Annotated in this window: 7 protein-coding genes; 3 read left to right on the forward strand and 4 right to left on the reverse strand. The window is 60.5% G+C overall.

The window, feature by feature from the left end:
* Window positions 1-197: 197 nt before the first annotated feature.
* From ATE48_RS17400 to ATE48_RS20130, 3 genes are read right to left on the reverse strand one after another with little or no spacing between them, the layout of a single operon-like run.
* Window positions 198-1,439 carry a serine hydrolase domain-containing protein gene (locus ATE48_RS17400; RefSeq protein ID WP_066773791.1) on the reverse strand — a complete coding sequence of 414 codons (1,242 nt, stop codon included), beginning with the start codon at window positions 1,437-1,439 and terminating at the stop codon, window positions 198-200.
* Complete coding sequence (locus tag ATE48_RS17405; RefSeq protein WP_066773793.1) at window positions 1,436-1,681, reverse strand: helix-turn-helix transcriptional regulator; 246 nt, start codon at window positions 1,679-1,681, stop codon at window positions 1,436-1,438. The genes ATE48_RS17400 and ATE48_RS17405 overlap by 4 nt, the downstream gene beginning before the upstream one ends.
* Complete coding sequence (locus ATE48_RS20130; protein ID WP_228126685.1) at window positions 1,678-2,301, reverse strand: hypothetical protein; 624 nt, start codon at window positions 2,299-2,301, stop codon at window positions 1,678-1,680. The genes ATE48_RS17405 and ATE48_RS20130 overlap by 4 nt, the downstream gene beginning before the upstream one ends.
* 415 nt (window positions 2,302-2,716) lie before the next feature.
* Here ATE48_RS20130 and ATE48_RS20135 point away from each other — a divergent pair, with 415 nt between their 5' ends.
* Window positions 2,717-3,628 (forward strand): tetratricopeptide repeat protein, encoded by a 912-nt coding sequence (locus tag ATE48_RS20135; protein ID WP_228126899.1) that lies wholly within the window; start codon window positions 2,717-2,719, stop codon window positions 3,626-3,628.
* 238 nt (window positions 3,629-3,866) lie between these two features.
* Here ATE48_RS20135 and ATE48_RS17420 read toward each other — a convergent pair whose 3' ends face one another.
* On the reverse strand, window positions 3,867-4,217 hold the full coding sequence (locus ATE48_RS17420) for a hypothetical protein (protein ID WP_066773798.1): 351 nt from the start codon (window positions 4,215-4,217) through the stop codon (window positions 3,867-3,869).
* A 63-nt stretch (window positions 4,218-4,280) separates the two neighbouring features.
* Here ATE48_RS17420 and ATE48_RS19885 point away from each other — a divergent pair, with 63 nt between their 5' ends.
* Together ATE48_RS19885 and ATE48_RS17430 are read left to right on the forward strand one after the other, a co-directional pair.
* A complete protein-coding gene (locus tag ATE48_RS19885) occupies window positions 4,281-7,379 on the forward strand; it encodes a reprolysin-like metallopeptidase (protein WP_066773800.1) in 3,099 nt (1,032 codons plus the stop codon).
* 309 nt (window positions 7,380-7,688) lie between these two features.
* Window positions 7,689-12,632 (forward strand): beta strand repeat-containing protein, encoded by a 4,944-nt coding sequence (locus tag ATE48_RS17430; protein ID WP_066773802.1) that lies wholly within the window; start codon window positions 7,689-7,691, stop codon window positions 12,630-12,632.
* The last annotated feature ends 72 nt before the right edge of the window (window positions 12,633-12,704 follow it).

Consider the following 12,704-nt stretch of genomic DNA (forward strand, 5'->3'; position numbering starts at 1 on the left):
CTGGAATCGAGAGAGCAAGCCCGTCGAGAAATATTGCTAGCGGGTAGGCGGTGGCCCCAAACGGAAGTTAGCGGAATCCCAAGCTCGACGGCTGAAATGAACGCAACAGCACCCAACGCATGGTTTCAGTTCGGGAGACCGCGCAAGCTCAAAATTGGGCTTTGCTTCCGCTTTGACCAAAAGGACAGACGACTTGTCTAGTCCGACGACCGCCGCGGGACGAACGCTTGCGCGATTTGATCCGTCGCGATCACAAGGTCGTCGACGCTCGTCCCGCCCTTGTTCATCATCAGCGATATGACCATCCCGTATTCTGGAAAGACCACGAACACGGAGCTGCTGCCGACCGCAGTGCCGGCGTGATGGTGAGCGATCGTTGTGAGTTCGCCGTTGTAGAGCGTCCATTCGCCAGTGCGCCACCCAAGCGCATAGTACGCGCCACCGTGCGCATCGCGCCCGCCTTCGGGCACCGTGACAAGCATCGCCCTTGTTGTCGCGGAGAGAAGCCGATCGTGCAGCATGGCCGCGCCGAAGCGCGCCATATCTGTTGGCGTTGAGAGCAGCCCGCCGGAAGGCCAGCGGATGCTGTTGTCGACCGTGAACGCGCGCTTGTAGCTCCCATCCTCGACCTCGTAGAACGTTGCGCGATCCGATTCAGCGCCTGCGATCGAGTCGAGACCGCTTTGTGTCATGCCGAGAGGCGCGAAAACGGCGCGCTGAAGATAAGCGCCGAAATCTTCACCGCTGGCGTGCTCTACAGCAGCGCCAGCCAAGTTGTAGCCGAGACTCGTGTAGGCGAAGCTGGTGTCCGGCTGAAACAGCAGCGGCGCGTCGGCGATCAAGTCGATTTCCGCATCGACGTCGGCGAAGCGGCGTTGGTTCAAGTGCTCCCAAGCCGGGAAGCAGAAGCACATGCCATAATCCCGCAAGCCAGCGCGGTGGCTCATCACTTGGCGCAATGTTATGGGCCAGCGCTGTTCAGGAAAATGCGGGACATAAGTTTGGATAGGCGCGTCGAGGTTCAGACGTTGCTGATCTACCAATGTACCCACGGCGACTGCAGTGACGGCCTTTGATGTGCTGCCCAGTCGAAAGCGGGTCGAAAGTTCCGCCGGGCGTAATGCTTCGATATCGGCGTACCCAGCGACAGAGCGCCAAACGATCTCGCCATTCATTGAGACTGCCGCCGAGAGTGCAGGTGCTTGAAGCTCAGCGCGCGCGGCCTCTAGCGCGGCCTGCGCTGCGCTCGCCTGTTCGCTGTATCGCGGGTCAACGACTTCCGATTGCACCGGATATGCGCCCACCGGCAACGCCGACCAATTTAGACGATACACGAAAACTGGCTCAAATAGCTTGTATGCGATCGGTACAGCCACAGTGATCGCGCCCAGAAGAAACACGATCCCCAGCAATCCGCGCTTTGACTTGGTTTTGCTCATTGGTTCTTCCTCGTTTCGCCGTATGGCGGCGGTCCGTTCCAAAAGAAGAGATCGTCGACGCCGCAGCCGAAGACGGCCGCTAAGCGCATGGCGAGCTCCAGCGATGGCGCGTAGCGGCCCGTCTCCAGCGCCACGATTGTCTGACGTGTGACACCGACGGCCTGCGCCAATGCTTGCTGCGTCATCTGCCCATGATCAAAACGCCTACGCCGCAAATGATTGCCGATCGGCGGGGTGGTCATTGATCCACGCCTGCGGTCGCTTGTGCATCGCGCGCGTATGCGATGAGTTGAGCAAAATATTGCGCCAGCGCCGAAATCACGATGAGTGCGATGAGCAAATTGGCGATGAAGAAGTGAGAAAACGGCGCGCGCAAATCCGGCGGTGCAAAGCCTAGGAAGAATAGCAGGACGAGAAGTTGAACGATGAGTGCCGTGTAACTCACGCGTAACCCCGTGGCAGCGAACCCGCGATCGCGTTCATCAGGCTCCTGATCGCCGCCATGAAACACGAAAGCGCTGACGACGATTGCCGCCAGAATGGTCCAGGAATCTGTCGCCAGCGAATTGCCGCTGCCGACGTGCAGGTCGATCCTTGGATGAGCGAGCGAGGTCAGCATGTGCCCAGCACCCATCGCTGAGCTCGCGAGCCTGTGCCACACGACGCGTTCGGGACCGCTGGGGTCCGCGCCGTACTCCTTGAGGCGCTCCCAACGCAAACGCGCTGCGATCGCCCAGCCCAGCAGGACTGCTGCGCCAACCCAGCCCGTGGAAAAGCTAAAGTTGATCGATGTCCATGCGAGTGCCCAGCCCAAAGCCAACGCTGTGGCTGAAAATCCGATCACCTTGAGCAACCAAGCCACCTCCATTCAACAAAAGTCCTGTAGAGCGGACATAATGTCCGGTCAAGCGGACATTTGGGATTTGGAGCGCCCGGTGACTTGGCTGAGTGGCATTGCTGATTGGCGCGCGCGGCTCTTCCGCCGTTTTAGTTGGTGGGCGGCTGTCTTCGGCGATGGCTCGCTGCAGCCGCTTCATCATGGATGTCTGAGTTCGGCGAACTTAGGCCGGTCACCGGCTGCTGACGCCAGCGTCAGGTTTCGATCGACCAAGCCATTCGTGTTTTTGTACGCGGCTGTCTTAGCTGGCGCTACATCCAGTCCGCGATGTGGCGGAGGCTGCTCAATCGGTCTGGCTGGCGTGATCGCAACGCGTGTGTTTTCTTGGGCTCACGGAAGATGGGCGATGCAGTTGTTGTTCGGTGGAGCGATTGTGGCGATGCTGCTGGTCAGTTCGACGCCGGCTGTGGCGCAGACGCCGGCGTTTAAGCAGCAGTGGACCTACTGCCTGAACTGGGGCGGAGCCTACTCGCAAGACCTTGCGGTTGGCGGTTGCACCGCAATCATTCAGTCGGGCCAGGAAACGCAGACCGATCTGGCGATCGCGTTAATCAATCGCGGCAACGTTTATGCTGCTCAAGGCGACAACGCCCGCGCTATCGCCGATTACGACAAGGCGATCCGGCTCAATCCGAAGGATGCGGACGCCTTCTACAATCGCGGCAACGCCCACAGCGCGCAGGGAGATAACGCCCGCGCCATCGCCGATTACGACCAGGCGATCGGGCTCAATCCGCAGGATGTGGACGCCTTTTACAATCGCGGCATCGCCCATGGCGCTCAGGGAGATAACGCCCGCGCCATCGCCGATTACGACCAGGCGATCCGGCTCAATCCGCAGAATGCGGACGCCTTCTACAATCGCGGCAATGCCTATAGCGCTCAGGGCAACTACGCCCGAGCTATCGCTGACTACGACCAGGTGATTCTGCTCAATCCACAGGATGCGGAAGCCTTCAACACTCGCTGTTGGACTCGCGCCCTGTGGGGGCGGCAACTTGATCTGGCGCTCGCGGACTGCAATTCTTCGCTGCGCATCCGGTCGAACGATCCCCATACACTCGATACCCGCGGTCTCGTGTACTTGCGCAGTGGCGCATTCCACGCCGCGCTCGCGGATTACGACGCCGCGTTGCGCAGAGACGCCAAGCTGATCAGCTCCCTATACGGTCGCGGCATCGCGCGGCTGCGTCTCGCGCAGATCGGGGAGGCTCAAGCCGACATCGCCGCCGCAAGGGCGAAGGATCCTAATGTGGCTATCATGTTCTCGCAGTTTGGTGTGAAGCCTTGAGCGGCGACAACACGCCGTCGACCATGCGGCTCTGCGACCGACTGGTTTTGAGGGCGACCTCAACGGGTCGATCGGCGACATCAGGCCGTAGCATGGAGATCTGTGTCAACGGCGGGTCTTGAGCGCGCCAGTCGTTCGAGAAAAATGACGGACGGCGCGGTGCTGGCCCGAGGCGGACGTTCCCAATTCGCGCGAAGGCAGTAGAGTTCTCGTCGTGAACCTCTTCGGCAACCTATGCTTAATCGCCTTCATCGGCGCGTGCTTCTTCGCTTTGGGCTGGGGTTTTGTTCACGCCCACCGTTTGCTTGGATACTGGAAAAATCGGTTGCTCGATGGTGGTGTCGAGGCTGAAGCGCGCAAGCAAAGGGTACGAAGGGCACGCAACGTTTTCCTCGCGTTCTGGGTTGCCGCCGTTGTCATCGGAGGGCTCGGTTGGTGGCTGGGCGGTTGGCCCATCAATCAGCACTAACGTCTTCAGCCGGCGAAATTGCGCCTTAGCGGACGCAGCATGATGAGCGGCTGCAATGGAGCGACCCAGCCGGCCGGGAAATGTTACCAGCGGCCAGGCGATGGCCCAAAACGAATACATTGACGTGCTAACGAGTGTCGGGCGTATGACGACTGGTATATCGTCGCGATACGAGAGAATTGCATGCCTTTGATAGCGCTTAGCGGCTCGGACATTCTCGCTGCGATGCTCTCGGGACGATATTGGGCGGGCGGCGCCGATCTAGTTCTCACCTACAGCACGCCGAGCGTGGGCAGTGTTTGGCCTGGCTATCCAAATGCAGCTCTGGGCGGAGAGCCGTTTCTAGAGGGCTACTCGGTCTTCACGTCCGGTCAGGCGCAGACGTTCGCAGTTGTGGTGGAATTGATGGACTCCTTTGTGGGAGCTTCGTTCACACTCGTAGACGATCAAGTCGATCTTGGAGCGATCAGAATCGCGTTTACCAGCGTCGACCCGGATGTTTGGGGATACGCTTACTATCCGGACGTGAACGGCAATCCGAACCTTGATGACGAGCCGGGAGATATTTGGATTTCGTCGAATGTTGCCGGATCAGCCTTCACCTCGGGCGGTTTCGATTTTCTCGGGCTGATGCACGAGATCGGTCATGCTCTTGGGCTGCAGCACAGTTTCGAGGGCGATCACCCACTTCCGGAGCAGTTCGACAATTATCGCTACACAATCATGTCCTACAGCTCCCAAACCGATCACTTCGTCGCCAGATACGCGTTGATGCCATTTGGCATGAGTATCTCGTACAACCCTGTCTATCCCATCACGCCGATGCTGGCGGACATCTATGCGTTGCAAAACCTGTTCGGCGCTGATCCTGCGACGCGCGCCGGAGACACTAGCTACACGTTCGATCCAAATTTAGGTGTGATCCAGACGATATATGATGCCGGCGGAATAGATACCTGGTCGCTGATCGGGCATTTGCGGCCATCTTTCGTTGATTTGAGACCGGGCGCATTCTCAAGCGTCGATTGCTTTTCAAGAGAAGCGCAAATCGAAGCGAACGTAGCAGCCGTTGGTGAAGTTCACCGGAGCGATATCACCCAGACCTTTAATGGCGCCTCGATTTTTACCTGGACCGACAACGTTGCGATCGCTTTTGGTACGATCATCGAGAATGTGGATCTGGGTGACGCAGACGATTCCGCGATTGGAAACGACGCGGCGAACATCATTCGCGGGTTCGCGGGTAGTGATCTCTTGGATGGCGGCGGGGGCGACGACACACTGGACGGCGGCATCGGCGACGATACGCTGAACGGCGGCACCAACGCCGACAACATGCAGGGTGGCGATGGCAACGACATGTATGTCGTTGACGATGCGCTTGATGTGACGACCGAGAGCGCGGGACAGGGCATGGATACGGTGCAATCGAGCGTGACGCGCACGCTCGGCGCCAATTTCGAGAACCTGACTCTCACCGGCTCGGCGAACCTTGACGGCACCGGCAACACCGAAATCAACGTCATCAACGGCAATACCGGCAATAACACGCTCTCGGGCCTTGACGGCAACGACACCATCAACGGCGGCGATGGCGACGACATCATCATTGGCGGCTGGGGCATTGACTCGCTGAATGGCGGCGAAGGCAATGACGGCTTCGCCTACACGATCGGCGACGGCAACGGCTCGGTGAACGGCGGCAACGGCTCAGATTCGTTTGTGATCACCGATGTTGCCGGCTTGGGCAGCATCTTGAACGCCAATCTGACTGGCTCAGTGCTGACGGCGGTCGCCGGCAACGGCCTCACCAGCATCGAAAGTGTCTTCGCCAATATGGGCGATGGCGTCGATTGGCTGATCTACAATACGAGTTCTGACGTGGCGGTGAACTTTACCACCACGGCGGCGACCGGCTTTGCCGGCGTCTCCAATGTCGAGCGCGTGGTCGGGGGCTCCGGCAACGACATGCTGACCGGCGACAATCTCGACAACCGTCTCGACGGCTCGACCGGCAGCGACACCCTCGCCGGCTTGGGCGGTATCGACACCTTGATCGGCGGCGACGGCGACGACTGGATCACAGGCGGCCTTGCCAATGACTCGATCCAAGGCGGCAACGGCAACGACAATATCGGCTGGGTCGTCGGCGACGGGCGCGACACCATCGATGGCGGCGCCGATTTCGACACCTTCAGCGTCGTTGGCTCGGCCAGCGCCGAACTCGGCAACGCAACCTGGAACGGGTTATCGGTCACCGCCCTGATAGACAACGGCTTGTCCAACCTCGAAGCGATCAATCTCGATCTCGGGGGCGGCGTCGACTGGCTAATCTATAACGCGAGCGCGGCTGCTGTGGTGAACCTGCAGCTTGGCACGGCCTCGGGCTTCGCCTCGGTGTCGAACATCGAGAAGGTGATCGGCGGCAGCGGCAACGACACGCTGACCGGCGATACGCTCGACAACCGGCTCGACGGCTTGGCCGGCGCCGACACGCTGGATGGCGGCGCCGGTTCGGACGCTGTGCTCGGCGGCGACGGCAACGACACCATCTATGCCAGCGCCGGCAACGACTCGCTGCAAGGCCAGAACGGCAACGACACCTTCATCTGGACCTCGACCGATGGCCGCGACACTTTCAACGGCGGTGCCGACACCGACACGGTGAACTTTACAGGCTCGGCCGTCGCCGACGTCGCCGACGCCAATTGGAACGGCACGGAAATCACCGGTCTGCTCAACAACGCCTTGGTCAGCATCGAGACCATCAATCTTGAACTCGGCGCCGGCGGCGCCGGCGGCGATTGGCTGCGCTACAATTCGACCGTTGGCGTGACCGTCAATCTCCTGGCCGGCACGGGCTCGGGTTTTGCCTCGATCACCGGCGTCGAGAACCTGATCGGCGGCACTGGTGCCGACACGCTCACCGGCGACGGCGGCGCCAACAAGATCAGTGGCAACAATGGCGACGACATCATCACTGGCGGCGGCGGCAACGACAATCTGACCGGCGGCGTAGGCAACGACACCTTCGTTTATGCAGCCGGTAGCGGCAACGACACCATCGTTGACTTCGACGCTTGGGCGGTCGGCGGCCAGGACTTCCTCGATGTCAGCGCCTTCGGCATCAACGCCGGCAATTTCGCCGCCCGCGTCGCCATTATCGACACCGGCGCCGACACCGTCATCCGCATCGATGATACCTACTTCATCACCCTCAAAAACGTCTCCGGCGACGGCGACAACGTCATCACTCAGGCCGACTTCATCTTCGGCCCATAGAGGCGTGGCGAGGGACAGGAGTCGGCGAAACCGCGCCGTTGCTGCGTGTGCTACGCCGGTGACCGCAATCGAGGTCCACTCGGCCAGTCGCTGAATTCGTCGCCGTGACGTACGATGGCTCACTGCGAACGCACGCGGAACGGTCAGGCCAGTCCTAGAATGCCGTACAACAACCCACGCTTGCCCCGAGCGGCGATGGTGCGTGGCCGCGTCGCCGCCAAACCTGGACAGTCTTGTGTAAACTTCCGCCGACCTTATCGTTAGGCGCTAGAAGGGGTCGGCCGCAACTGCGCGGCGGGTGGGGGACAAATGCCGAGTTTCACGTTTTCGGGCGGAGGCGCCACGAACGGCTTCAATATGGGGCTTTGGAACCCCGGCTTCATCTTCGCGATGTTCTCCGATCCAAGCGGCGTTGGACAGGTTTCCGCGATTGAATTCTACGTTGTCACCAGTACGAGCGAGTTCTACGCGACGGGCACCTTCGGCAATCTTGACGCCAACAACTTTCCGCAGAGCGGCACCATCCAAACTCTCGACTACGCCACCAACTCGATGGGCGGCGTCGTCACCATGTCGATCACGGGCCTCTCCATTCCAGTTGCGAGTTTCCGTTCCTGGACTTTGAGCAACAACGTCGAAGCCTTCCGTGCCGCCCTGTTTGACGGCAACGACACGATGAACGGCGGCGTGTTCGATGAAGCGATCTATGGCTACGGTGGCGTAGACACGATCAACGGTGCGGGCGGTAATGACAACCTCGTCGGCGGCCTGGGCAACGACACGCTCAATGGCGGAGACGGCGACGACTGGCTCGACGTCCTCGGGATCGGTGAGGGCAACGACACCCTGAACGGCGGCGCCGGAAACGATCGGATCGTCGTGCGCGGTATCGATACGGTCGATGGCGGCGACGGCATAGATGTTGTCGAACTGGAGCTGACGTCGGGAAGCATTTCGCTCTCAAGCGCAGGCTTTAACACCTCCACCGGCGTCACACTCTCGAACGGCGTCTTCGTGCGCAACGCTGAATACATCGCGCTTCAAACCGGCGCCGGCAACGACACGTTCACGCTCGTCGCCGGCGGGGCCTTCGCTACGCAATTCTACGCTGGCGCTGGCCTCGACACACTGGTTGCCGATTTCTCCGCCAGCTCCGAAACCTATAGTCTCGTTCCCTTCGGCTTCGGCCTGATCGGCAATTTCAGCGGCGTAGCTCTCGACAATGTCGAGCGTTACGTTATCAGCACCGGTTCGGGAAACGATCGCCTGCGCGGCAGCGATGGCAACGACATGCTATCCGGCGGCGGCGGCAACGACGAGATCGAAGGCGGCGGCGGCACAAACACGCTCAACGGCGGCTCCGGCGACGACATCATCTTCTCGACCGGCACAGACACCATCGACGGCGGCGCGGGAATAGACACGCTCCGCCTCGTCGATAGCAGCACGAGCGTCATCAACTGGAACAACCTGTTCCTGCTCAGCTCGTATAACGGCACGACGTTCCAAAGCATCGAGAACTTCAACATCTCCGGCAACGATTTCCTGATCTCAGGAACGCTTGCCGGCGGTGGTCTGATGTACGGCGGCAATCTCACCGCGAATATGTCCACCAGCGCATCGGCCGTGACGGTCGACTTCTTCAATCTGCAATCCAATGGTCACACCGTCTATCTGGGCATCACTGGATCGCGAAACATCACCGGCGGCGCCGCCGGTGATTCACTCACGGGCGGCGAAGTTGCCGACACGCTGAATGGCGGCGCCGGTAACGATACGCTCGACGGCTATCGCGGCACCGACATTCTGAACGGCGGCGACGGCGACGACACACTCAGCTATTTCGCTGAAACCGGCTGGGGGTTCGATCAACTCGACGGCGGCGCCGGAACCGACACCGCAATTCTCAGCCTGTACACGCTTACGACGGGCCTGAATGTGAACAGCACGACCTTCACCGGCGCGGGCGTTACGTTCTCAACCGGCGCCTACGTCCGCAACGTCGAACGGCTCGGCAATCTATCGCTCACGAGCGGCGACGACACGTTCGACGCACGCGGCGGTTATCTTGTCGGCACGACCTACGTTGGCGGCCTCGGATTCGACATCCTCACGGCCGACTTCACCGGCTGGGCTGGCGCGATTTCATCTCTCAGCTTTGATTACTTTACAGTCGGATCTGTCCTGTTCGCCGCATTCGAGCAGTTCAACATCATCGGCGGCGGTGGCGATGACAGCATGATCGGCGGCAGCGCCCACGACGTGCTCGATGGCGCCGGCGGCAACGATACGCTCACCAGCAGCGGTGGCGCCGATAGCCTCGATGGCGGCGCCGGCATCGATCTGCTGACGCTAAATCTCGGCGCAACCACGGCGGGCGCAAATTATTCGACGGTGGCGCTACGCTCCGGCGATTGGGTCACCTTCGCCGACGGCACAACCGCGCGAAACTTTGAGCGCATCTTCCTTACGGCAGGCTCTGGCGCCGACACGCTGACCGTGGATTCCACCGTCAGCGGCGCCAACGCTTTCTTTGGCGGTGACGGCATCGACGCCTTCATCGCAGATTGGTCAGGTATCGAAGGCAATATCAACCTCTACGGCGACAGCGCCTCGCTGCTCAATGCGAGCTTCTTCTTCTCAGGTGTTGAGCGGTTCGTGGTTACTGGCACCGCGTTGGGCGATGGGCTCAGAGGCTCCACCGGCAACGATGTCTTCAACGGCGCTGACGGCAACGACGTTCTCGCCGGCGCCGGCGGCGCCAACACGCTCAATGGTGGCAATGGCGACGACTTCATCGAGTCTACGGGCGTCGGCGACACCATCAATGGCGGCGCCGGATCCGACATGCTCAGCCTCGATCTGAGTGCAAGTGCGACGCCGGTGGATCTCAGTACGACGCAGCTCACGGCGCTAGGCGGATTTACACTGGCGAACGGCACGAGCGTTCAAAATGTCGAGACATACTTCGTAACGCTCGGCGCTGGCGCTGATACGTTCACCGTCAACAATATGATCGCGGGCAATAACGCCGTCTTTGCCGGCGGCGGAATAGATACACTCATCGTCGATTTTTCGGCTGCGAGCACAAGGGTGACGTATTCAGGAGGCGCGATCGGTATCGATCCATCCACGCTGACGACTGGCGAATTTGAGCTGATCACGATTAGGACCGGATCGGGCGACGATTATGTTGGCACCAACTCATCCGGCTCGCACACGATCTATACCGGCGCGGGCGACGACGTAATCACCGCCGGCTTCGCTGTCGATGTCGTTTATGCGGGTGACGGAAACGATTTGATCGAGTCATACGGCGGCGGCGATACACTCTATGGCGGCCTCGGCGACGATCTCTACCGCATCTACGGAACAGGCGTCACAATCGGCGAAGAAGCCGACGGCGGCATTGATCTCGTCCAGTCGCAAATCACCTTCACGCTCGGCGCAAACCTCGAGAATTTGCTGCTGATGACCGGCGGCACGGCGCTTACCGGCTACGGCAACAGCCTCGATAACGCCATCACCGGGAATGTCGACAACAACTTGCTCTACGGCTTTGACGGCAACGATACGCTGAACGGCGGTCTGGGCATCGACACGCTGGACGGCGGCGCCGACAATGACACGTTCCTGTATGCGTTAGGTGACGGCAATGGCGCGATGAATGGCGGCGACGGGGCCGACACGCTTTCCGTTACCGACGGCGCAGCCGGAAGCATTCTCAACGCCACCTGGAATGGTGCAGCGGTGACGGTGCTGTCCGGCAATACTTTGGCCAGCATCGAGACCATCACCGCCAATCTGGGCGACGGCGTCGATTGGCTCATCTATGCCGCGTCAAGCTCTGTGGTGACGGTCAATCTGAGCACCAATTCCGCATCTGGTTTTTTCTCGATCACCGGCGTCGAGCGCGTTGTCGGCGGCAACGCCAGTGACACACTGACCGGCAACGGCTTTGACAATCGTCTAGACGGCGGCGCCGGCGATGATGTGCTCGCCGGCGGCGGCGGCATCGATACGCTGATCGGTGGTGATGGCGCCGATACGCTCGCGGGCGGTCTCTCGAATGACTCCATCCAAGCCGGCGCCGGCAATGACACGATAGCCTGGGCAGCGGGCGAGGGCCGCGACACCATCGATGGTGGCGCTGATTTCGACACCTTCAACCTGACCGGCGCAGCCACGGCCGAACTTGCCTACGCCGTCTGGAACGGTTCATCGCTCACAGCTCTGATGGACAATGGCCTTGCTAATATCGAAGCCCTCAATCTCGATCTCGGTAACGGCGTCGATTGGCTGATCTACAACACGACGTTTGACGTCACCGTGAACCTCGCAACCAATTCAGCTTCCGGCTTCGCATCGGTGACGAACGCTGAGCGTGTGATCGGCGGTTCCGGCGGTGACAGCCTGACCGGGAATACGCTCGACAACCGTCTCGACGGCCAAGCTGGCGCCGACACGCTCGACGGCGCCGGCGGCGCAGACGCTGTGCTTGGCGGTGATGGCGATGACACCATCTACGCCAGCGCTGGCAATGACTCGCTGCAAGGTCAAAACGGCAACGACACCTTCATCTGGACCTCGACCGACGGTCGCGACACGTTCAATGGCGGGGCCGATTTCGACACCGTGAACATCACCGGTTCTGCCGTGGCCGATGTCGCTGACGCCAATTGGAACGGCACAGCCATCACTGGTCTTCTCAACAACGCGCTCGTCGATATCGAGGCGATCAATCTCGATCTCGGCCTTGGTGGCGCTGGCGGCGATTGGTTGCGTTACAACACGGCGCTTGGCGTAACCGTCAATCTTGGAACGGGCACAGCCACCGGCTTTGCCTCGATCACTGGCGTTGAGAACCTCATCGGCGGCACTGGTGGCGACACGTTGACTGGTGATGGCGGCGTCAACAAGATCAACGGCAACAATGGCGACGATTTCATCACCGGCGGCGGCGGCAACGACAATCTGACCGGCGGCGCGGGCAACGATACCTTTGTTTATGCAGCTGGCGCAGGCGCTGACACGATCGTTGACTTCGACGCCTGGGACGTTGGCGGCCAGGATTTCATCGATTTGGCATCGCTCGGCATCAACGCGGGTAATTTCAATACCCGCGTCGCTATTATCGACACCGGCGCTGACACCGTCATCCGCATTGACGCTGACATCTTCATCACCTTGAAGAATGTCTCCGGAGACGGCGATAACGTCATCACTCAAGCTGACTTCATCTTAGGGCCGTAGAGGGGTGGCGAAGGGCAGGAATCGGCGACAACACGCCGTTGCGGTGGGCGCTAAATCACTGTCCGGTTTAGA

The organism is Candidatus Viadribacter manganicus (assembly GCF_001679665.1).
In the GTDB taxonomy this organism is placed as follows: Bacteria; Pseudomonadota; Alphaproteobacteria; order Caulobacterales; family Aquidulcibacteraceae; genus Vitreimonas; species Vitreimonas manganica.

What these genes read in the sequence shown, in the direction of transcription:
- ATE48_RS20135 (WP_228126899.1), top strand. Translation starts at nt 2,717, where the DNA reads ATGCTGCTGGTCAGTTCGACGCCGGCTGTGGCGCAGACGCCGGCGTTT.
- ATE48_RS19885 (WP_066773800.1), top strand. Translation starts at nt 4,281, where the DNA reads ATGCCTTTGATAGCGCTTAGCGGCTCGGACATTCTCGCTGCGATGCTC.
- ATE48_RS17405 (WP_066773793.1), bottom strand. Translation starts at nt 1,681, where the DNA reads ATGACCACCCCGCCGATCGGCAATCATTTGCGGCGTAGGCGTTTTGAT.
- ATE48_RS17430 (WP_066773802.1), top strand. Translation starts at nt 7,689, where the DNA reads ATGCCGAGTTTCACGTTTTCGGGCGGAGGCGCCACGAACGGCTTCAAT.
- ATE48_RS17400 (WP_066773791.1), bottom strand. Translation starts at nt 1,439, where the DNA reads ATGAGCAAAACCAAGTCAAAGCGCGGATTGCTGGGGATCGTGTTTCTT.
- ATE48_RS17420 (WP_066773798.1), bottom strand. Translation starts at nt 4,217, where the DNA reads ATGTATTCGTTTTGGGCCATCGCCTGGCCGCTGGTAACATTTCCCGGC.